The 21,762-nt window shown below is 58.8% G+C and carries 21 protein-coding genes; 15 read left to right on the top strand and 6 right to left on the bottom strand.

Going from position 1 to position 21,762, the window contains the following annotated elements:
* Positions 1 to 105 precede the first annotated feature (105 nt).
* The gene (locus tag MUN84_RS15035) at positions 106 to 927 is read right to left on the bottom strand and encodes a hypothetical protein (RefSeq protein WP_244694818.1); all 822 of its coding nucleotides are present in this window, start codon (positions 925 to 927) and stop codon (positions 106 to 108) included.
* Between the two features lie 295 nt (positions 928 to 1,222).
* Between MUN84_RS15035 and MUN84_RS15030 the strand changes: the two genes are divergently transcribed.
* The 10 genes from MUN84_RS15030 to MUN84_RS14985 all read left to right on the top strand — a co-directional run bounded on the left by MUN84_RS15030 (position 1,223) and on the right by MUN84_RS14985 (position 10,886).
* The gene (locus MUN84_RS15030; RefSeq protein WP_244694817.1) at positions 1,223 to 2,191 is read left to right on the top strand and encodes a gluconolaconase; all 969 of its coding nucleotides are present in this window, start codon (positions 1,223 to 1,225) and stop codon (positions 2,189 to 2,191) included.
* Positions 2,192 to 2,760: 569 nt separating this feature from the next.
* Positions 2,761 to 3,408, top strand: coding sequence for a hypothetical protein (locus MUN84_RS15025; RefSeq protein ID WP_244694816.1), 648 nt, complete (start codon positions 2,761 to 2,763; stop codon positions 3,406 to 3,408).
* Positions 3,348 to 3,794, top strand: a complete 447-nt coding sequence (locus tag MUN84_RS15020; RefSeq protein WP_244694815.1) for a hypothetical protein — start codon at positions 3,348 to 3,350, stop codon at positions 3,792 to 3,794. Before MUN84_RS15025 ends, MUN84_RS15020 begins: the two co-directional genes overlap by 61 nt.
* 196 nt (positions 3,795 to 3,990) lie before the next feature.
* On the top strand, positions 3,991 to 6,342 hold the full coding sequence (locus tag MUN84_RS15015) for a hypothetical protein (RefSeq protein WP_244694814.1): 2,352 nt from the start codon (positions 3,991 to 3,993) through the stop codon (positions 6,340 to 6,342).
* A complete protein-coding gene (locus tag MUN84_RS23945; protein WP_317239221.1) occupies positions 6,237 to 6,539 on the top strand; it encodes a T9SS type A sorting domain-containing protein in 303 nt (100 codons plus the stop codon). The genes MUN84_RS15015 and MUN84_RS23945 overlap by 106 nt, the downstream gene beginning before the upstream one ends.
* A 176-nt stretch (positions 6,540 to 6,715) precedes the next feature.
* A complete protein-coding gene (locus MUN84_RS15005) occupies positions 6,716 to 7,321 on the top strand; it encodes a HupE/UreJ family protein (protein ID WP_244694813.1) in 606 nt (201 codons plus the stop codon).
* A 236-nt stretch (positions 7,322 to 7,557) separates the two neighbouring features.
* Positions 7,558 to 7,755: a hypothetical protein gene (locus tag MUN84_RS15000; RefSeq protein ID WP_244694812.1), complete on the top strand. Its 198-nt coding sequence runs from the start codon at positions 7,558 to 7,560 to the stop codon at positions 7,753 to 7,755.
* Positions 7,756 to 7,823: 68 nt separating this feature from the next.
* A complete protein-coding gene (locus MUN84_RS14995) occupies positions 7,824 to 9,887 on the top strand; it encodes a M1 family metallopeptidase (protein ID WP_244694810.1) in 2,064 nt (687 codons plus the stop codon).
* Positions 9,888 to 10,082: 195 nt separating this feature from the next.
* A complete protein-coding gene (locus MUN84_RS14990; RefSeq protein WP_244694809.1) occupies positions 10,083 to 10,457 on the top strand; it encodes a PH domain-containing protein in 375 nt (124 codons plus the stop codon).
* A gap of 72 nt (positions 10,458 to 10,529) precedes the next feature.
* On the top strand, positions 10,530 to 10,886 hold the full coding sequence (locus MUN84_RS14985; RefSeq protein WP_244694808.1) for a hypothetical protein: 357 nt from the start codon (positions 10,530 to 10,532) through the stop codon (positions 10,884 to 10,886).
* 102 nt (positions 10,887 to 10,988) lie between these two features.
* Here MUN84_RS14985 and MUN84_RS14980 read toward each other — a convergent pair whose 3' ends face one another.
* From MUN84_RS14980 to MUN84_RS14970, 3 genes are all read right to left on the bottom strand, one after another.
* On the bottom strand, positions 10,989 to 13,028 hold the full coding sequence (locus MUN84_RS14980) for an alpha/beta hydrolase family protein (RefSeq protein ID WP_244694807.1): 2,040 nt from the start codon (positions 13,026 to 13,028) through the stop codon (positions 10,989 to 10,991).
* A 331-nt stretch (positions 13,029 to 13,359) separates the two neighbouring features.
* Entirely contained in the window at positions 13,360 to 14,730 is a 1,371-nt protein-coding gene (locus MUN84_RS14975; protein ID WP_244694806.1) for an NAD(P)/FAD-dependent oxidoreductase, read from the bottom strand.
* Between the two features lie 319 nt (positions 14,731 to 15,049).
* A complete protein-coding gene (locus tag MUN84_RS14970) occupies positions 15,050 to 15,742 on the bottom strand; it encodes a carboxypeptidase-like regulatory domain-containing protein (protein WP_244694805.1) in 693 nt (230 codons plus the stop codon).
* 113 nt (positions 15,743 to 15,855) lie between these two features.
* Between MUN84_RS14970 and MUN84_RS14965 the strand changes: the two genes are divergently transcribed.
* The 4 genes from MUN84_RS14965 to MUN84_RS14950 all read left to right on the top strand — a co-directional run bounded on the left by MUN84_RS14965 (position 15,856) and on the right by MUN84_RS14950 (position 18,088).
* Positions 15,856 to 16,254, top strand: coding sequence for an ArsR/SmtB family transcription factor (locus MUN84_RS14965; protein WP_188559456.1), 399 nt, complete (start codon positions 15,856 to 15,858; stop codon positions 16,252 to 16,254).
* Positions 16,255 to 16,296: 42 nt separating this feature from the next.
* Positions 16,297 to 16,623, top strand: a complete 327-nt coding sequence (locus MUN84_RS14960) for a (2Fe-2S) ferredoxin domain-containing protein (protein WP_244694804.1) — start codon at positions 16,297 to 16,299, stop codon at positions 16,621 to 16,623.
* Positions 16,624 to 16,700: 77 nt separating this feature from the next.
* On the top strand, positions 16,701 to 17,396 hold the full coding sequence (locus MUN84_RS14955) for a YjjG family noncanonical pyrimidine nucleotidase (protein WP_244694803.1): 696 nt from the start codon (positions 16,701 to 16,703) through the stop codon (positions 17,394 to 17,396).
* Positions 17,397 to 17,539: 143 nt separating this feature from the next.
* On the top strand, positions 17,540 to 18,088 hold the full coding sequence (locus MUN84_RS14950) for a hypothetical protein (protein WP_244694802.1): 549 nt from the start codon (positions 17,540 to 17,542) through the stop codon (positions 18,086 to 18,088).
* A gap of 62 nt (positions 18,089 to 18,150) precedes the next feature.
* On the opposite strand, the gene MUN84_RS14945 is transcribed toward MUN84_RS14950, so the two are convergent.
* Entirely contained in the window at positions 18,151 to 19,155 is a 1,005-nt protein-coding gene (locus MUN84_RS14945) for a glycoside hydrolase family 43 protein (protein ID WP_244694801.1), read from the bottom strand.
* 202 nt (positions 19,156 to 19,357) lie between these two features.
* Here MUN84_RS14945 and pruA point away from each other — a divergent pair, with 202 nt between their 5' ends.
* On the top strand, positions 19,358 to 21,028 hold the full coding sequence (gene pruA, locus MUN84_RS14940; RefSeq protein WP_244694800.1) for an L-glutamate gamma-semialdehyde dehydrogenase: 1,671 nt from the start codon (positions 19,358 to 19,360) through the stop codon (positions 21,026 to 21,028).
* Between the two features lie 60 nt (positions 21,029 to 21,088).
* On the opposite strand, the gene MUN84_RS14935 is transcribed toward pruA, so the two are convergent.
* Positions 21,089 to 21,682 (bottom strand): Uma2 family endonuclease, encoded by a 594-nt coding sequence (locus MUN84_RS14935; protein ID WP_244694799.1) that lies wholly within the window; start codon positions 21,680 to 21,682, stop codon positions 21,089 to 21,091.
* Positions 21,683 to 21,762: the final 80 nt, after the last annotated feature.

The raw sequence follows: 21,762 nt of genomic DNA, 5'->3' as shown, positions 1-21,762 counted from the left end.
GCTTCTCGGCCGCCAACCTATTAAATCGAGGATATTCCGTTACCCGGCTTCGGCAGATTCAGCGCCTACTATCCAGAGCCCCTTACATCAGTGAGTGGCACCCTACTACAAGTAGCCGCCCAGCACGAGGTACTGAATGGCATCTTGCTGAGCAGCGGCCACGCCCCCTACTGCCGAACGGTTATGATACTTGTTGTCCTTCTTCACAAGCATCTTGTATGTAATGTCGCGGGCGCCGGGAGAGTCGGCCATCCAGGCTTCAATAGTTACTTCCGCAATGGAGAGGCCGTCTGGTAACACGATAGCCCAGTTGGAGCGGCCCGATTCGTTGCTTACCGGGTTGAGGTAGCCGATTACTTTGTCGCCCTGCACGATTTCGGTACGTTTAGTACGCTTGTTATAGTTGATGCCCGCCTGGTTGCTACGGGAGCGGTCAACCGTTTTGTATTCTAGTGGCTTCGTGTTGTTCTGCTTCTCGGTTTCGGCGGCATATTTGGCGGATAGATTCTCACTGTAGGCTTCGCGGAAGCGCTTGATACCATCCGGGTTGGGCTGCCCGTCGCGCATCACCTCGTTTTTCACTAGAGCTTCGGCTAGCTGCTGGGCGAAATTCAGACCGGTTTTGCTCATTTCGGCTGTTTCGCCGCCGGGTTGAAACGTCATCATGTAATAGATGAAGGTTTCGTTATTCGGCAAGGCGGTAATGTTGCCTTTTGCCTTCATCACCTCTTTGTCATCCAGCGTCAGCAGAGTGTAGTCTTTCATCAGCATGCTTCCGCCTTTGGCCAGCTTAGCGTAGGGCTTCTTGTCTACGGTGATGACGTCGCCCTTGATGGCCACGTTTTGGGCATGCACGCTGAGCGAGAGTAGCATCAGTAGCATGACTGCGCCTAAGCGGCGGGTAGTGCGAATAAAGAGGGTAATCATGGTTTTTAGTAGTGAAAGTGAAGAGAATGCAGCGTACGATAATTTCGAAAATCTCTGCAAGGTAGGGCGCCGCCTGACTCATTCCTAGTCCTATACTTGGTGAGGCTTACGCCAACTCCCGGAAGCCAACCTTCCTGCTACCACTCTGCCGAAAGAGCTATTTACTGCCCTGAAAGTAACGCTGAGCGTAGTCTCTTCTGGCCGAGGCACGTATGAGTAGCTACCTGATTTGTTGACCTTTAACTTAGCTCGTATGCTTGGCTTTACTACTTCCCTTACAACTGCGCCGCGACCTTTGGCACAATATCTTCGGCTGGCAACTCTGGTGCTTAGCCTGACTGGCATGTTGGCCGGCTGCTCTGACGATGAGGATGACACAGCTGCCGAGCCGGCAGCACCTACCCGCATCAATGTGGCCCAGGCCGGTTTGCACCCCGAAGGCATCCAGTATGATGAGGCCAACAAACGGTTCCTGGTCAGCTCCCGCACCAAGGGGCAACTAGGCAGCGTGCGCGACGACAGCACCTACACGCTATTCGCCGATGATGCCCGGTTGATTTCCACCATTGGCCTGAACCTGGATGCCAGCCGGCAGCGTCTGCTGGTGGCCGTGTCGGATAATGGCGCTAATACCAGCCGCTCCACGGCCGCTACGTTGCGTAAGCTAGCGGCCGTGGCTATATATAATGCCAGCAGTGGCAGCCTGATTTCCTACGTCGATTTGGGCGGTCTGCGGCCAGCTGGTAACCATTTCGCCAACGACATAGCCGTGGATGGACAAGGCAATGCCTACATCACCGACAGCCTTTCACCGATTATCTATAAGGTGGATGCTCAGGGCGTAGCTACAGTTTTCCTGGAGAATGCGCAGCTTAGCGGCGGCACGGGCTTTGGCCTGAATGGTATCGTGTATCACCCTGATGGCTACCTGCTGGTGGCTAAATCCAATGACGGCACGCTGTTTAAGGTACCGCTGAGCAACCCCAGCAGCTTTTCCCGCGTGACCAGCGCCCAGAGTTTGGTAGGAGCCGATGGCCTACTGCTGCTCAATGCCCAAACCCTGCTGGTGGTGGCAGGTAGCCAAAGCACCGTGTTCCGGCTAACTAGCTCCGACGCCTGGGCTACGGCAACAGCTGCCGGCAGCTTTGCCACCGGAGCCGTTAGCCCCACCACCATCACGCGCCGCAACCAGTCGGATGCTTACGTGCTGTATCCTTACCAAAGCACTTCGCCCCGCTTCGCCATTGTGAAAGCCACTTTTTAAACTTCCCCAGCTGGCGCAGAACGTAGCTGTAGGGCAGTGCGGGCTGGTGCAGAATTGTGGCTACTCTATTGCATGCAGAGCCCCGTTGCTAGCCTGGCAACGGGGCTTCTGTGTTAGGATGTCCTATGAATAAATGCTGTTTTTTCTGGTAAATGCGCTAGGTGGGCAGGTCTTTTTCTATACCTTTAGATCAATAGTATCCGGAAAAAATATAACGTTGTTTTTTTCTGGGGGCAAGTCTCCGTCATCCTTATTAATAGCACGTTCCAAGTCAGGACTTCTGGCTGAGTTACACTTCTTTTTCCTTTCCTTATCGTTCCCACCCTTACTTCCATCCCTATGATGCGAACAACTACCATGACCAGCCTCGGCCGGCCACTTGCCGTGGCGTTGCTGGGGCTGTTGTCTTTTACCGAGGCATTAGCACAAAAACGACCTATTCCGGCGACGACCGGCGCGCACTACCGGCCCACTACCCGCAGGCAGCCGTCAGCTCTACCGCTACCGGCGGCAACTGGAGCGACGCCGCTACCTGGACGGGTGGCGTAGTACCCACGGCGGCCGACAACGTGACCATTGTGAGCGGAGCAACGGTAACGCTGGACGTGAATGCGGCCTGCGCAGCCCTGACGGTGGCTACGGGCGGCTCCCTGCTGACCTCGGCTACTACCGCCTATCAGCTGCTGGTAGCCGGCAGCCTAACCAACAACGGCACGCTGGACTTAAGTAACCCATCCGGGACGAGCACGGTTGGCTCGGAACTGCGCTTTACGGGTGGTGGCGACGCCAGCTTCAGCGGCACGGGCACCACTGATCTGCAGAGCCTTTCCCTGGGCAAAGCCGCCGCTACGGATGTAGTAAGCCTAGACCTGCCTACCCTGCAAGTACAGGGCGCAGCCGGCACAGCCACCACGGGCACGGGTTTTCTGCTGACACGAACCGGCTCACCCGCGGCCGACTACATGACGGGTATTCTGAAGCTAACGGGCACTGCCACGCTCACCAACAAAGTTTTTCAGACTGTTTCCTACGTCATTCCCGCCACCGGAGGCATTTGGCTCAACAACCCCAATTTCACGGTAGTAGGACAAGGGGCTCCCCCATTAACAACGGGCTGCTGCGCGTATCGGCGGGCACCTACACCATTGGTTCGGGCATGGGCAACTCTCTCAGCTTCGGCAGTGGGGCGGCCCTTACCGTGGAGGGCGGGGCCCTGAACGTGGCCGGCCGCTTAAACGCCGCCGCCTCGGCTCCCATCACCTTTACCCAGAGCGGCGGCACGATTAGCGTAATGACGCAGACGCCGTCGCCTAGCGGTTTTGCCTCGTTTGGCTTGCTGAGCAACGATGCCGGCAGCGTCCAGAATATTTCGGGCGGCACTATCATTCTGGTAAACCGCAACGGGGCCTCTCCTCCCAACAACGACTACAATGTGCTGGGCACGATGAACCACACGGGCGGTACGCTGCAAGTAGGTTCGGGCGCCACGACTACTAACTTCGATTTCCGGATTGGGGTAACGTGCCGGGTTTGGTTATCGATAATACAACCAACGCCAAATCAGTTACCCTCGGGGCTCCTACCACGGTGTACGGCCCGGTAACTATCAACTCGGGTACTACGCTGGATGCCAGCGTGCTGGAGCTTACTCTCCGGGGCCAAGCCTCACCAACAACGGCACCCTGACTGCCTCGTCGGGCCGGTTAGCCTTCACTGGCACCGCAGCCCAAACCCTGGGCGGCTCGGGCACCTTCTCCCCGGTCTCGACGCTTACCCTTAACAACGCCGCGGGCCTAACCTTGGGCACCCCCCTCACCGTTAGCGGCAACCTGGTTCTCACCAACGGCAAGCTCATCACTTCGGAAACAAACCTGCTGACCCTGCAGGCCATCAACCCGCCTACCGGCTCGGCGACCAGCTACGTACAGGGCCCTCTGGCGGTGCAAGTGAATAGCACTGCTCCGGCGGCGCGCACCTTTGCCGTGGGTGATGCTACGGCCTGGCGCCCGGTAGTACTCAGCGGCCTGACCACCTCGGGCACGCAAACGTTCACGGCTACGGTTATCAGCGGTACCCCTACCGCCACGTTGAGCAGCCCCCTCACCTTAGTCAATTCGGTTCGCTACGCCCGCGTGCAGGGTCCGCTCCCGACTACAGCTTCCGTGCAGCTTAGCTACGGCGCCGATGACGTCATTGGCAACTTGTCTTCGGCGGTAGTGGCCCAGGCGTCGGCCCCGGCTGGCCAGTACGTTTCGCGGGGCGGAGCGCCGGCCACTACCCCACCACCGGCTTGTTCTCGACCCTGGACCTTGCCAGCGGCGCGGAGTACTTTGTTTTGGCTAACACCCAGCAGGAAGGGGCGTGCTGAGCACCAGCGTGGCCAGCGGCTGCCCCGGCATTTCGGGCACGCTCACGTTGTCGAATTACAGCGGCACTATTCAGGGCTACCAAGTGAACACCGGCTCGGGCTTCCAGGCCGTACCCGGCACCAACACCTCTCCTACCCTGGCCTTCACCGGTCTAACCCAGACTTCTACCTTCCAGGCTGTTCTGCTCACCCCCGACGGACGCACGGTGTTTTCCCAGCCCGTTACGGTAACCGTGACTCCGGCCCCGATGCTACCCTGACGGCCACTTCAGCTACGACGTTCTGCGGCTCCGGCACGCTTACGCTTACGGCCCCGGCCGGCACGGGCAGCTTGTTTTACCAGTTTCTGCGCAACGGCCAGCCCATTGCCGGCGCTACTTCCGCTACGTATACCACCACGGTTACGTCCAGCGCATCGTACTCCGTAACGGTTAGCAACACCAGCGGTTGCTCGTCTACTTCGGCCCCCATCCAGGTGACGGTAAACCCGGCCACCAGCGCGGGCTTCAGCTACGCCAGCGCCAGCTACTGCACCTCGGGCACGACCAACCCCACGCCTACCCTAACAACGGGGGCCACGGCTGGCACGTTCAGCAGCACCACCGGCCTAGCCCTGGACGCGGCCACTGGTGCCATCAATCTGTCCGCCAGCACGCCCGACACGTATACCGTTACCAACTCGGTCGGCGGCACGTGCCCATCCAGCGCTACCTTCCAGGTAACCATCACGGCTCCGGCCACCGCAGGCTTCAGCTACGCGACGTCCACGTTCTGCACGTCGGCCAGCGGTACCGTAACGCCCGCGTTGGCTACCGGCGCCTCAGCCGGCACCTTCACCAGCACTGCCGGGCTAACCCTGGATGCCGCAACGGGCGCTATTACGCCCGGCACCAGCACGCCCGGCACGTACACCATCACCAACACCGTAGCAGCGGCCGGCGGCTGCGCGGCGGCTACCGCCACGGCCACCGTCACGATTACTGCTCCGGCCCTTGCCGGCTTTAGCTACCCGGCTACCAGCTACTGCACTTCGGGCACAACCAACCCGACCCCGGTACTGGCCAGCGGTGCTTCAGCAGGCACGTTCTCGTCTGCAACAGGCCTGAGCATTGACGCGGCTACGGGCACAATTAACTTGGCGGCCAGCACTCCGGGCACCTACACGGTAACCAACACGGTGGCTGCCGCCGGCGGGTGCGCCGCCGTTACGGCCACGGCTACCCTCACGATTACGGCCCCGGCTACGGCAGGCTTCAGTTACGCCAGCACCTCGTTCTGCTCCGGTGATGCGACCAACCCCACGCCTGCCCTGGCAACGGGCGCTACGGCCGGCACGTTCAGCAGCACCCCTGGCCTGACGATTAACGCTACCACGGGTGCTATTACCTTGTCTTCGAGCACGCCCGGCACGTATACCGTGACCAACACGGTAGCCGCCGCCGGTGGTTGCTCGGCCGTAACGGCTACTACCACCGTAACCATCAATGCTACCCCGGCTCAGCCCACGGTAACGGCCTCCTACAGCGGCGCCACCACAACCCTGACCAGCAGCGCCACAACGGGCAACCAGTGGTACCTGAACGGCACGGCTATTCCCGGTGCTACCAACCAGACGTACGTGGTAAGCGCGGCGGCCCAGTACGGTAACTACACCGTGGTAACCACCTCGGCACAGGGCTGCGCCTCCCTGCCCTCGCAGCCGCTGGTGGTAACTACCAGCCAGAAGCCGCTGGCCGGCTCCTCGCTTACTATTTACCCCAACCCGACCCCGACGGCCGCCTGACCCTGAAGCTGCAGGGCTACACCAAGGCCGTTGAGCTGACGGTGTTCAACGCCGTGGGCCAGCCAGTGCGCACCCTCACGGTGCCCGCCGGCCGCCTAGACCAAGCCCTGGACCTGAGCCAGCTGCCCAGCGGCGTGTACATGCTGCGCGCCCGCACCGAAGGTGGTCTTGACGTCCGCCGCATTGTGAAGGAGTAATCTTTCACAAAAGCGCATTCAAAAAGCCCCGTCGAGGATTCGGCGGGGCTTTTTTATGCTGTAAGCGGCCGGCTCAGTTACCGGGCCACTTCTTCAGCCAGCCTGGGCGCGCTACCCCCGTAGTACGGAGTAAGCCCGACTTTACGCATCCGCCCGCTATCTGCTAGATTTGCCCGATGTCGTCCTCTGTCTTCACTACGTATCTGCAGCTTGGGTTCCACCACATTTTCAACCTGCAGGCCTACGACCACCTCGTATTTCTGCTGGCCTTGTGTGCGCCCTACGTATTGCAGGACTGGCGGCGGGTAGTGGCCTTGGTTACTAGCTTCACGGTGGGCCATTCCGTCACGCTGGCCCTGGCTACGCTGAACGTGGTGCGCTACTCACCCGCACTGATTGAGGTGTTGATTCCTATTACCATTGTGCTGACCTGCCTGCTGAACCTGGCGCGGGCCGGCCGCGCCGCCTCCCGCCCAACTACCCGCCGCGAGTCAACTCACCTGCTGCTGACGCTACCCAACCTGCTGGCAGCCTTGTTTGGGCTGATTCACGGCTTAGGCTTCTCGAGCTACCTGCGCGAGCTGCTGGGCCAGCAGAGTCGGCCGGTGCTGGAGTTACTGAGTTTTAACCTGGGTGTGGAGTTGGGCCAGCTGCTGATTGTGGCCATCATTCTGCTGGTAGGGCTGGTGCTACTGCGCGCCTTCAACGTTGCCCGCCGCGACTGGCTGTTGGTTACGAGCGGAGCCGCTTTGGGCATTGCGCTGACTTTGTTGGTAGGCTAAGTGGTCAAGTGGTGAAATTGTGATATGGTGAATTTGTGAGTTTGATGTTCTGATCGTACGAAGCTGCTCCATACACGCAGTTAGAACATCAAATTCACAAATTCACCATGTCACAATTTCACCACTTGACTTGCAACCCACCGAGCCCGTTTGTGTCTTTCGCCGCACGCGGCGGAGGCCAATCTTTGGACCCGTCATTTTAACCTGATTTGCTCTCTTCTCTTCGCTCTTCCTCTATGCTAAAACCTACTCTGCTGGCCGCCGGGCTGGTGGCGCTACTGGCCTTGCCGGCGGCGGCCCAGTCCACCAACTCCGGCACCGATAAATTTGCCCAGCTGGAAACCCTGCTGCCTACCCCAATACCTACCGGACGGCCTCGGGCGCGCCCGGCAACGAGTACTGGCAGCAGCGCGCCGACTACAACATCCGGGTAAAACTGGACGACACGAAGCAGTCGATTTCCGGCGACGAGGACATTACCTACACCAACCTCTCGCCCGATGTGCTGACCTACCTGTGGGTGCAGCTCGACCAGAACGTGATGGACAAGAACTCCATTACCACCGCCACGGAAGTCGGCCAGATTCAGCCGCGCATGTCGTTTCAGGCCCTGGAATACCTGCAGCAAAGCGAATTTGACGGAGGCTTCAAGATTTCGGAGGTGAAGCTAAAGGGTGGCAAGGCCCTGCCTTACGTTATCAACCACACCATGATGCGCGTGGACCTACCCACGCCCCTGCGCCCGCGGCAAGCCGTGACGTTCAGCATCAAGTGGGCCTACAACATCAACGACCAAACCAAAATCAGCCAGCGCTCGGGCTACGAGTATTTCCCGGAGGACAAGAACTACCTCTACGAAATTGCGCAGTTCTATCCCCGCATGGCCGTGTACTCCGATAATCAGGGCTGGCAGCACAAGCAGTTCCTGGGCAACGGCGAGTTTGCCCTGCCCTTCGGCGACTACCGGGTGAGCATTACGGCTCCTGCCGACCACGTAGTGGGCGCCACTGGCACGCTGCAGAATCCCAACGACGTGCTGTCCTCGGTTCAGCGCCAGCGCCTCGAAAAAGCAAAGAACTCAACCAAACCGGTCCTGATTGTGTCGCCGCTGGAGGCGGAGCAGGCCGAGCAGAAGCGCGCCACAGGCACCAAAACCTGGACGTACGCCGCCAAAAACGTGCGCGACTTTGCCTGGGCTTCCTCCCGGAAATTTATCTGGGATGCCATGGGCATCAAGCAGGATGGCACGCCCGTGATGTGCATGAGCTACTACCCCAAGGAGGGCAACCCACTGTGGGGCAAATATTCGACGGAAGTGGTGGCCCACACCATTAAAACCTACTCGAAGTTCACGATTCCGTACGCTTACCCGGTGGCTATTTCCGTGCACGGCCCGGTGGGCGGCATGGAGTACCCGATGATCTGCTTTAATGGCGGCCGCCCCGAGAAGGATGGTACCTACTCGGCGGACCGGAAATACGGGATGATTTCGGTGATTATCCACGAGGTAGGCCACAACTTCTTCCCGATGATTGTGAACTCCGATGAGCGGCAGTGGACGTGGATGGACGAGGGCCTGAACACCTTTGTGCAGTACCTCACGGAGCAGGAATGGGAGCGTAACTACCCCTCCAAGCGCGGCGAGCCGGCCAACATTGTGGCCTACATGCAAACCGACAAAACCCTGCAGACGCCCATCATGACCAACTCGGAATCGGTGCTGCAGTTTGGCAACAATGCCTACGGCAAGCCTGCTACCGGCCTGAACATTCTGCGCGAAACCATCATGGGCCGCCAGCTCTTCGACTACGCTTTTAAAGAATACGCTACCCGCTGGGCCTACAAGCACCCTACCCCCGCCGACTTTTTCCGGACCATGGAAGACGCCTCGGGTGTAGACCTGGACTGGTTCTGGCGCGGCTGGTTCTACACCGTGGACAAGACCGACCTGGCCATTGAAAGCGTGAAGTGGTACACCGTGGACTCCAAGAACCCGGAAATTGAAAATGCCCGCAAGCGCGAAATCATCAACAAAGCGCCCCAGAGCATTTCCCAGCAGCGCAACCTCCAGGACATCAAGAAAACCCTGGTGGACGACAAGCCCGAGCTGAAGGATTTCTACAACAACTACGATCCGCTGGCTACCACCGAGGCCGACAAGCAGCGCTACCAGCAGTTGGTGAAGGGCTTGAGCCCCGAGCAGCAGCAGCGCCTCAACAGCGGCCTGCACTTCTACGAGGTCAGCCTGAAAAACCGCGGCGGCCTGACCATGCCGGTTATCGTGCAAATGACTTACGAGGATGGTAAGCAGGAAATCATGAACATTCCGGCCGAAATCTGGCGCAAGAACAACGCGGAGGTAACTAAGGTGTTCATCACCGAAAAGCCGGTAGTAAGCTTCGTGCTGGACCCCTTCCTGCAAACCGCCGACACGGACCTCTCCAACAACGCCTGGCCCCAGAAAGCCGCACCCTCGCGCTTTGAGCTGTTCGAGCAGCAGCAGCGCGCCCAGCCCAACCCATGCAGCAGCAGTCGGCCCTGCAGCAAAAGGAGCAGAAGCCAGTGAACAGCACTACCTCGGGCGGCACCAACTAACGGTCATTCCGACGCAGGAGGAATCTGGGTTAGCCTCTGATAAGTGTTCCAGATTCCTCCTATGTCGGAATGACATTGACTTTTCAGCGAAAAGCGCCGGATTACTCTGTAGTCCGGCGCTTTTCTTTTAGCTTCCTTCCAATCTTTCCACCTTACTCCTACTGCTATGGGACTTCTCGATGCCCTCCTCGGCAATGCCGCCGAAACCGACGCCCAAGACATTCAGCTGGAACTCAGCCAGCTGCTAGCGCCCGGTGAAACTGTGCGCAATGCCTACGCCGTAGTGCGCGACCTGCTGGTGTTTACCAGCAAGCGTTTGATTCTGGTGGACAAGCAGGGCGTGACGGGCAAAAAGCGCGAGTACCTGAGCATTCCCTACCGCAGCATCGAGCGGTTTTCTATGGAAACTACCGGCCATTTCGACCTAGATGCGGAAATAAAAATCTGGGTGCGCGGCCAGACCGAACCCATCAGCAAGAACTTCCGCAACGACAAGAACATCCACGATGTGTACCGCGCCCTGAGCGAGTTTGCGCTCTAGCGCCGGGGTAGGCGTATGCAACCTTTTGTCAGGGAAGGAGGCTCCCAGTGTCACATTCTGATTACATCTCGCATGACACGAACCATACTTTCTCTGGGGTTAAGTGGCTTTTTGCTGGCCGTGCTACTAGGTAGCTGCCGGAGCAACGAAGAAGCGGCGGAGCCTGATCTGTCCTGTATTAGCGGACAGGTAGTAGGGCCGAGCTGCAATGGCACACTCATTCAGCTTCCGGCTGATGTGGCACTGGGCAACACCATTTCCTACGCTGATACGTTGCGCCCGCACGTCATTGGAACGTATTCCGAATTGCCGGCGGGCGTGGGCCCAGGCGACAAGTTCACCTTCAGTCTGCGTAAGCCTACCAAAGTAGAGGCTACCCTCGCATCTGCCTTGCTATCTACTCAACCTTCGATGTGCCGCAGATGGTAGTAGAAGGGCCAAGGTGCCAGAGGTAGTCATCGTATTCCTATCTCAAAAAAAGCCCGTCGCAGATTTGCGACGGGCTTTTTTAAATTCATAATCAGTGTTCCATTACTGACCGCCAGCGGTAGTAGTTCCCGTCTTCAGATACTTGTCGTACCAGGCCAGGTACCGCTCGTAGCGGTCCTTCACGTAGCTGGGCTTGCTGATGCCGTGGAACTGGCCGGGGTAGATGATAAGCTGAGTGGGCACTTTCAGGCTTTGCAGGGCCTGGTACATCTGCTCGGTGTTGAGCAGGGGCACGTTGAAGTCCTTTTCGCCGCACAGAAACAGGGTGGGCGTGCTGATCTGGCCGGCATGGAAAAAGGGGTAGGAAATGCGCATCCACACGTCGGTATGCTCCCAGGGCGTGCCCAGCTCGGTTTCGTAGTCGCGGATGTACTGGTCGGTGCCGTAGCCGGCCAGCACGTTGGCAATGCCTGCCCCGCTAGTGGCAGCCTTGAAACGCTTGTCGCGGGCGATGAGGTGGTCGGTGAGGATGCCGCCGTAGCTCCAACCGCCCACCCCGAGGCGGGCCGGATCGGCAAGGCCCTGCTGCACGGCGTAATCGACTACGGCCAGAGCATCGTCGGAGTCTTTGTTGCCCCAGTCGGCGTAGATGGCGCGGCAGTACTCCAGACCACGGCCCGAGCTACCACGCGGGTTGCTGGCTACTACCGCGTAGCCGCGGGCGGCCAGCACCTGCCACTCGGGCGAGAAGCTATAAGCAAACTGCGAGACAGGCCCGCCATGAATCCGGAGCACCGTGGGGTACTTCTGGCCCGCCTGGTAGCCCACGGGCTTTACCAGAAATCCGCTGACCAGCGTGCCGTCTTTGCTCTTAGCCTGCAAAGGCTCCACGGCCCCAAGCTGCACGGTTTTCAGCCAAACGTCATTCTGTTTCGACAAAGGGCGCAGGCTTTTCTTCTCAAAGGCAAACACCTCGTCGGGCAGCAGCGGCTCGCTGTTTACTACCACTACTTGCCCCTTTGGGCCTAGCTCAAACTCCGTGATTTCGCGCTGCCCGTCCAGCACCCGCTCTACCTTGCCGCCGGTGGCCGGCACGCGGGCCAGCACTTGGGCGCGGTCGTCTTCGAGTAGAAAATACAGGCTCTTGCCATCCTTGGACCACTGGGGTTTCAGCGTGTTCCGGTCGAGGCCCTGGGTGAGCAGCTTGGGCGTGCCGCCGGTAGCCGGAATAACGGCTAATTGGTGCAGGCCGTACACGAGCTGCTCTTTGGGGGCACCTTCCACGAAGGCAATCTGCTTACCATCAGGGCTCCAGGCGGGGCGGCCGCTCCAGTTGCTGGGGGCGCTGTCGGCTACATCAGTTGTCGTGAGTTGGCGCGGCTGGGCCCCGGGCGTGGCGTCGATGGCGTAGAGGTCGAAGTTGTCGTGGCGGTCGGGGTCTTCGCCGCGCTTACTCACGAACACTAACTGCCGGCCGTCGGGGCTCCAGGCGGGGGCGTACTCATCAAAGCGGCCGGGCGTGAGGTTTACCAACTTGCGCGTGGCCACCTCGAATACGTACAGGTGTTGGCGCTGCTTGTTGAGGTAGCCATCCACGTCCTGCTTAAACTGAAACCGGTCGAGGACAATAACCGGAGGCGTTTTCTTGCGGGCCCGCTGCACCTGCGTCAGTGAGTCCGGGTCGGCGTCACGGATGATGAGGGCCAGGCGCTTGCCGTCAGGGGCCCACACGTAGTCTTGCACGCTGCCTCTCAGCTTGGTGACTTTCTCGGCCTCGCCGCCGTTGCGGTTTAGCAGCCAGAGTTGAGCTTTGCCTTCCTCGCCCTCGCCGCGGCTGGAGAGAAAGCTCAGGTAAGTACCATCAGGGGAGAAACGGGGGCTGGTTTCGTTGTCGGGGCTGGTGGTGACGCGCAGGTTGCGGGTACCGTCGTAGCGGGCCATCCACACGTCGGCGTTGTTTTTATCGGCGGCGGTATCGGCCTGACTCACCACGTAGGTAACCCACTGCCCATCGGGCGAGAAGTGAGCGTCCCGGACGTCGCGCAGTTGCTGCAGGTCGCGGGCCGTGAGCGGGTGCGGAACCGTTTGCGCCGCCACGGCGGCCGGAGCCAGCACGCCCAGCAGGAAGAACAGCTTTTTCATATAGAGGGGTAGAAAAGAATGCCAACAAGGACAAGGAGCCGCCGGAGAGGTTGCCCCCACTTCTTCCTGAAGATACAACGCCGCAGGGGCCTTCTCCACGGATGAGGTACAAAAAAGACCCCGCCGGGTGGGGCGGGGCCTTTTCATCAACTGTCATTCCGAGTATTCTGCGCATCCAGCAGCGACGAGGAATCTGGGTTAGCCTCTCAACGACTTGGCTCAGATTCCTCGCTCTACTTGGAATGACAGATTAAACTACATGAGCAACAACGCGAGCAGTAGGTCGGTGGAGCTAGGTGTTGCGTTTCTATTATCCTTTTACTACCCCCAACTACAGCGGCAGTAGGCATGGGCACCGAGGGTTATACTGGGGAGTGGAGGCATTTTGCTGGGCAGAGGGTTTGCCCTTATCGTCCTTGAAATCGTTGCGCTTGTAGGGCCGGATGATGAGGCGCAGGGCTTTGTCGGAGCTGAAATAGCTGATGGCCCAGCCTACCAGCGTCACCACCTTGTTGCGGAACCCGACCAGTGTAAGCAAATGCACGAATAGCCAGGTGAGCCAACCCAAGAAACCGCCAAAGTGCCGGTTGCCAGGCAAATCAACCACGGCGCGGTTGCGGCCCACAATAGCCATGCTGCCTTTGTTGAGGTACTTGAAGGGCTTCAAGGCTTCGCCCTGGAACAAGCGCTTGAAGTTGTCGGCCAGCTGTTCGGCCTGCTGGATAGCTACCGGAGCCAGCATGGGGTAGCCGCGGGGCATTTCCTCCGTCACCATGTTGGCCACATCCCCGATGGCGTACACGTTCTGGAAGCCTAGCACCCGGTTTACGGTATCCACGTTGATGCGCTTGTTGCGGGCTACGGCCGCTTCCGGCAGGCCCTCCACGGCGGCCCCATTCACGCCGGCTGCCCAAATCAGGTTTTCGGTGCGGATGTACTCCGTTTCAGAATAGTAGAGCTTGCCGCTCTCAAACCGTTGGGCTTTCATGTTCAGGCGCACGTGAATACCCATGTCTTCCAGGTATTGCTTGGCCTGCACCTGCGAGTCCTTGGACATGGGCCCTAGCACTTCCTCCCCCGATTCGACCAAGTAAATTTCCATCTGCTTCAAGTCGAGCTCGGGGTAGTCTTGGGGTAGTACGTCCTTGCGCATTTCGGCCAGGGAGCCGCAGATTTCCACGCCCGTGGGGCCGCCGCCCACCACCACCACGTTCAGCAAGGCTTGGCGCTGGGCCGGGTCTTCGGTCAGCAGGGCCTTTTCGAAGTTCTGAAACAAGTAGCTGCGCAGGTTCAGGGCGTTGGGTATGCTCTTGATTTGCATGGCATTGCGCTCAATGCTGTCCAGCCCAAAGTAGTTGGTTAGCGAGCCGGTGGCTACTACCAGGTGGTCGTAGCGGATTTCGCCGATGTTGGTCACTACTGTGTTGCGGCCCGTATCTACCCGCTCCACATCGGCCATGCGGAAAAAGAAGTTCTGCTGACCAGCGAAGATTTTACGGATGGGGTAGGCAATGCTGTCGGCTTCCAGGGCGCCGGTGGCAACTTGGTAAAGTAAGGGCTGAAAATTGTGGTAGTTGTTACGGTCGATAACCACCACTTGCACGGGCGAGTCGGCCAGGTCTTTGGCCAGCCGCAGCCCAGCAAAGCCACACCCAATAATAACAATGCGCGGTTGGGAGGTAACCGGAAGATTGGTATCCATAAAACAGTACAGGAAATTGCGCCGCAAGCAGCGCCGCAAACCAAGGCAACAGTGCCAAAATCCTGTACCGAAAAATGCCGGTTGAGGTTGTGAATCGGTGAACTAGTGAAATGGTGAGATGGTGAGTTCTGTCAGGGCGATGTACGACGCCATCCTTCCTCTCTACTGCTGTGACCACCCCAATAAAATAGCAAGCCCTTATCCTCGTGTAGAGAATAAGGGCTTGTCACGTCTCAAGGGGTAGTGCTACGTGGAGGAAGGGTAACGTTGCGCGGCTCGCCCTAACAGGACTTACCAGTTCACCATCTCACTAGTTCACCTAGTAGTCTACCCCTTCTTTTTTCTTGAACTCACCGTCTTTCACCTGTTTGATTAGCTGCAGCCAGCTGAACGGGTTGAGCAGGGGGTTGTTGGTAGCGGGGGTGGGGCCCATGCCCATACGGCGCTGCTGATCGTACTGCTGGTTTTGCATGGTTTGGCGGTAGTTACCCATGCTGGTTACCGGTAGGGTATTAAACATGCGGCGCATTACCTGCTCGTTCAGCTTGTCGGCAGGCGTCCGGTCACTTTCCGTGGGGGCTTTCATGGCCAGGAAGGCTTCCTTGAAAGCTTTTTCGGTGGCGTAGGGGAAGATGCGCACTTCGGGCAGCACGGTGGCGTCTTCCTTGAGCTGCACAATAACGGAGTAGCTCTGGCGCTGATAGTCTTCCGGAATGATAACGTACTGGTTACGGTAGCCCAGGCTCCGAATAACGATACTGTCGCCGGCCAGCACGGGTAGGGAAAAGTAGCCGTAAGGGTTGGAGGCCGTGCCCCGGCCCGCCTTGGGCACGAAAATGGCCGCACCCGGCACCCCCAGCAACGAATCGCCAGAGGCCACGATGCCAGTGAACTGCACCACCCGGCGCTGGCCCTGGGCCCGTGCCTGGCCCGGCACCAGCAGCAAGGCTACCAGCAGAAACCCAAGCAGGGCGGGTAAGAAAGAAATACGAATTCGAGCCACAGCAGACATACAAGGCATTACAGACGACAAAGATACGGCACTTTCAGGGCCGCTGCCCGGTTTAGCCTAAATTCGGGCCCGCCCCAATTGGTTCGGTCCTCCTTCCCTGCTTTTGTCTAAAGATGCGCCTCAAACACTTTACCGTTGCATTTGGCCAGCAACTATTCAAGGCCCTGGGCGATGAGAGCCGGGTGCGCATCCTGCATTTGCTCTGGCGCAACCAGGAAATGTGCATTTCCGACCTGGAACAGGTGCTGGATTTCACCCAGACCAAAACCTCCCGGCAACTAGCGTACCTGAAAAATGCCGGCCTGGTAAATTTCCGCCGCCTCGACAACTGGGTGTTTTATTTCATCAAGGACGAGGCCCAGGATTTTCTGCACCAACTGCTGGGCTACATGGAACGGGACCCGCAGCTGGTACAGGATCAGAAGATTTATCAAACGCTCTGGTCGAACCGGGAACTGGCCGCGTATAAGCTGCAAAACCGCCGCTGGACCGGCTCGCCCGAACCCCGCTAAGCTGGGGCGCAGGCTTCTCTCTTTTCCTGGCTTTTTTAGTGTATGAAATCTGCTTCCGCCGTTACCCGCCTGTTTGTTTGTACTGCCCAGAAAGATGAAATTGGAAAGGATGTAGCGAAGGCGCTGAAGATTGAGCTTAAAAAGCAGGGCCTCAAAAAACTCTTTACCGGCGGCGAAAAGCTCAAAGTACGGGTGCAAACCTGCAACTGCCTCGACCTCTGCAAGCACTGCAAAAAAGGACCCGGGGCGGCCATCATTCTGCATCCGGAAGGCACCGTGTACGGCGACGTAAAACCCAAAGACGCAGCCGACATTGTGCGGGAACATCTGGGCGAGGGCCAGGTTGTCAAGCGGTTACGAATAGAATAAAAGCTCACATACCGGACCTTCGGCCTAGCTCCAGTGCCATCCGCAGCCTACCCTCATTTTTAATTCTCAATTTTTAATTGAAAACGTACCGCCATCTTTTCTTCGACCTGGACCACACGCTCTGGGATTTTGAAGCCAACGCCGACGAAACCCTGCGCCACCTATTCACGCAGCACGAGCTAAGCCGGCACGGCATTACCGCGGAGGATTTTATCCGGGTTTATTCCGACATCAACCACGGGTTGTGGCGGCTGTATCAGGGCGGCAAAATTACCCAGCAGCAGCTACGGGTTACCCGCTTCCCGCGCACGTTCGTAAAGCTGGGTTTGCAGGAAACCGATTCGCCCGAGGCTATTTCAGCCCAATTCACCGAAATTCTGCCTCAGAAAACCGCCGTGTTTCCCTACACCTACGAGGTGCTGGATTACCTGCGCGACAAAGGCTACGCCCTGCACCTAATTACCAACGGCTTCAAGGACATCCAGTACGTAAAACTTAACTCCTCCCGGCTCACCGACTATTTTCAGGAAATCGTGACGTCGGAGTGCTGCGGCCACCTCAAGCCCGACGCCCGCATTTTTCAGCACGCCTTGGAACGCACCGGCGCTACCCCGGTTGAGAGCCTGATGATTGGCGACAACCTGGAGTGCGACGTGCTAGGCGCCTTCAATGCGGGCATCGACCAAGTGTATTTCAACCCCGACAAGCGCCGTCATTTTGCGCAGACCACTTACGAAATCAGCTGCCTAAGTGAGCTGAAGAGCATTCTGTAGCTGTGTCTTTCTGAAACAGCCATCCTAAGCAAAGCCAGGAACCAGAGTTTCTTCCTTACGAGCCCAGTCAACACCCTACCCGCGCTCGGCACATGACAGCTCCACCCAAGACCTAACTCGGCGGGCTCCTTACCTTTGCGGCCATGATACGACTCATTGGCTTTTCGGGGCGCCGCGGCAGCGGCAAAGACACCATCGCCCGCCTGCTGCAGCAGTTGCAACCGGAGCGCCGATGGCATATTCGCTCCGTGGGGGAGCCCATTAAAGCCGTATGTGCCGCACTGGCAGGAGAAGGCGTGGCGCCTTACTTTTCCCAGCAGGGCAAAGCGGAGCGCCTGCCCGCGTTTGGCCGCACCCGCGGCGAAATGCTGCAGCAGGTAGGCCTGGCCCTGCGCCACTGGGAGCCGAACATTTGGGTGCAGGCTTTCTTCTCCCACCTACCGGCGGAGCAATGCACCCTGATTCCGGATGTGCGCTTTCCCAACGAGGCCGACCTGATTCGTAGCCGCGGCGGGCTGATGCTGCGCGTGGAAGGCGACCCGCTCCAGCAGCGCGGCGACGGCACGCGCGACGACCTGCACCTCAGCGAAACTGCCCTCGACGACTACCCCCACTTCGACGCCACCATCCTCAACAACGGCTCATTTCAGGAGCTGGAGCAACAGGTGCGCGAGTTGTTGGAGCGGGTATGAAGTATTTGCTGCAAAGACAAACCACTTGCTAGCAGCCTCTGCTAAGCTAAAGGGTCGGTTACTTACCCACCTACCGGCCCCGGCTGCAGTTGCCACGACGGCGTCCCGCCCGTCACGAGCCGGGGCCAGCCATCCACGTATTCCAACCGGTCTAGCAGCAGCACGCGGCGGGAGAAGCCTTGCTCGTCGTCAATGGCATCAAAAGTCGGCTGCCGGGGGTCGATGGCGTGGTAGGCCAGCCAGTCCTGCCCGGCCGCATCCGCGACGACGCAGTTGTGGCCGGGGGCGTGCCAGTGCTCATTGCCTTCCAGCAGCATGGCGTAAGGGTTGCCGGTGGCCTGGGCCAGGGTTTCAAAGGGGCCCGTGGCGGCGCGCGACCGGGCCACCAGCACGCCGTAGTGCGCATCGGGGCCGCAGCAGTTGTTGCCAGAATAAAACAGGTAGTACCAGCCCTGGCGCAGCACCACCCAGCTGCCTTCCAGTAGCTGGTCGTAGCGGCGCGGGTCGCCGGCTCCGGCGGGCGTCAGCAGCACAATTTCCTGGCTGCCAGAAGCAAAAGACAGCCGGTCCTCCGCTAACTCTCGCACCCGAATGGGGCCAAAGCCGGAACCCCAGTAAAGCAGACGCTTGCCGGTGGTGGGGTCATCAAAAGCCATAGGGTCGATTTCCAGAAAGCCCGTGCCTCGTTGCAACGGTGCGCCCACATCCACGAACGGGCCGGCGGCAGTAGCGGAAGTAGCCACGGCCAGGCACAGGCCCACGCCGGTATCGGGTTTGGCGGAGTAATAAAGGTAGTAGATGCCGTTATGCTCACTTACGTGCGGGGCCCAGAACTTCTGGGTTGTGCTGGCCCAGAGCGGCTTCTGCGGCAGTCCTTCGCCTAGGTAGTCCCAGTGCACCAAATCGGCGGAGCGGGCCACCTGCAAGTTGACAATAAGGTTGCCAGGGCGCTTGGTTTGGGTGCCGTAGGCGTAGTAGAAACCATCCGAAGCCCGGATAATAGTGGGGTCGGGAAAGTCGAAATCCCAGACGGGGTTGCGGTAGGTAAGGGCAGCTTTAGGCATCATGTAAAACCAAGTAAGACAACTCCTAAGCAAACGAGTTCTGGCCAGCTAGGATGCAAAAGAAGGCCGCGAGTAAGCCTGAGCGCAGAACATCACGTGGCCTGGCGCGCATTAGCGGCCTTGAGCAATAATCTATTTTCCGGTTGCTGGCTACCTTTGCCTCTCCCCCATCCACCATCCACGCATCCCAAAACCAGTAACCATCATGGCCAACGGCTTTTTCAACGTTCCCATTCCTATTAACGAGCCAGTTAAGGCGTACGCCCCCAACTCGCCCGAGCGCACCGAGCTGCTCAAGACCCTGAAGGAACTCAAGCAGCAGGAGCGCGACATTCCCATGCACATTGGCGGCCGAGAAGTACGCACGGGCAAAACCCAGCGCATCTTCCCGCCCCACGACCACCAGCACACGCTAGGCTTCTTCCACGAGGGCGACGCTTCGCACGTGCAGCAGGCCATTGACGCCGCCCTAGCCGCCCGCACTGCCTGGGCTGAACTGCCCTGGGAGCAGCGTGCTGCCATCTTCCTGAAAGCCGCTGAGCTGCTGGCTGGCCCCTACCGTGCCCGCCTCAACGCCGCTACCATGCTGGGCCAGAGCAAGAATGCGTTTCAAGCTGAAATCGATGCGGCTTGTGAGCTGATTGATTTTTTCCGCTTCAACGTGCACTTCATGCAAGAGCTGTACGGGCAGCAGCCCCAGAGCCAGCCCGGCATGTGGAACCGCCTAGAGCATCGCCCGCTGGAAGGCTTCGTGTTTGCCCTCACGCCCTTCAACTTCACCTCCATTGCCGGCAACCTGCCTACCTCCGCCGCCCTCATGGGCAACGTGGTGGTATGGAAGCCCGCCAACACCCAGATTTACTCGGCCCAGGTGCTGATGGAGTTGTTTAAGGAGGCTGGCGTGCCCGACGGCGTTATCAACCTAGTGTATGTAGATGGCCCCACCGCCGGTGAGGTTATTTTCTTCCACCCGCAGTTTGCCGGCATTCACTTCACTGGCTCCACGGGCGTGTTCCAGAACATCTGGCAGACCATCGGTCAGAATATCAAGCGCTACAAGAGCTACCCTCGCATCGTGGGCGAAACTGGCGGCAAGGACTTTATTTTAGCTCACCCTTCGGCCCACGCCAAGGCAGTAGCTACGGCCATTACCCGCGGCGCCTTCGAGTACCAGGGTCAGAAGTGCTCGGCCGCCTCACGCGTTTACCTGCCCAGCAATTTGGCCAGTGAAATCCTGGGCTACGTGAAGCAGGACTTGGCCTCGTTTAAAATGGGCGACGTGGAGGATTTTTCGAACTTCATCAACGCCGTTATCAGCGAAGCTTCTTTCGACAAGCTGGCCAAGTACATTGATGGTGCCAAGGCTGATGCCAACGCTGAAATTGTGGCCGGCGGCGGCTACGATAAGTCCAAGGGCTACTTCATTGAGCCTACGGTTATCGTAACTAAAGACCCAAAGTACGTGACCATGTGCGACGAGCTGTTCGGCCCGGTGGTAACGGTGTACATCTACGAGGAAGCAGAGTTCGAGCAGACCCTGGAGGTAGTGGATTCCACTTCGCCCTACGCCCTCACCGGCGCCATCTTCTCCCAAGACCGCTACGCCATTGAGCTGGCCTCGAAGAAGCTGGTGCAGGCCGCTGGCAACTTCTACATCAACGACAAGCCCACCGGCGCCGTGGTAGGACAGCAGCCCTTCGGCGGCGCCCGCGCTTCCGGCACCAACGACAAGGCTGGCTCCCTGCTGAACCTGCTGCGCTGGGTGTCGCCGCGCGCTATCAAGGAAACCTTCGTGCCGCCCGTTGATTACCGTTACCCCTTCATGGGCGTAGAAACCGGCGAAAACCTGAACGTAACCGGCCAGGGTGGCTTCTAAACCAATACCGATTAATTGCAAAAAGCCGCTTCAGTTGTTCTGAAGCGGCTTTTTGCTTTACTAAGTACGGGGCTTGTCTAGTTGGGGCACCATGTCCAGCTCGGTGTAGATATCGGCCAGGGGTAGGACAATACCCAGCTCCGAAATGGTCACGGCATCGTCCTGACTGGCCAGAGGCGTATACGACCACACGCCCGAAGGCTCCCGTCGGTACCACTCCACCAGCCAATTATTGACCGACACCAGTAGATAATGCTGCAGAGAAGACAGCTGGGTGTAACGGCTGAATTTCCACACCCGGTCGTGGCTTTCCGTGCCCGGCGAAAGCACTTCAATAAGCAGGACTGGGTGGTGCATCATCACTTGGTCCGGCGAGTCATTGGGGTGGTAGGTCACCATCACGTCGGGGTAGGTGTACAGTTCCCCTCGCAAGACGGCTAGGCGCACATTTTCCGCGTACACGCGGCAGCCTTTGCCTCGAAGCGAGTTACGTAGGCTCATGACACAGTTTAACACCGTGAGTTTGTGCCCGCCTACCCCACCGGACATGGCGAAGACTTCCCCGCGGTAAAACAGGTGCCGTTCTTCCGAGGCCTCTTCTAGAGCAAAATATTCTTCCACCGTGTAGCGGCGGGTAGTGGCAATTTGTTCCATACCAATCAGCAAGGGGGTTTCCTTCAAAGATACACCTTTCCCTTCCCGCCTGATTTCACCTTTGTTCCCAACTGCCCAAG

This window comes from Hymenobacter sp. 5516J-16, from assembly GCF_022919335.1.
Taxonomy (GTDB): Bacteria; Bacteroidota; Bacteroidia; order Cytophagales; family Hymenobacteraceae; genus Hymenobacter; species Hymenobacter sublimis.
Note: the sequence above shows the minus strand (reverse complement) of the source record. Positions and strands in the feature narration are given on the sequence as shown.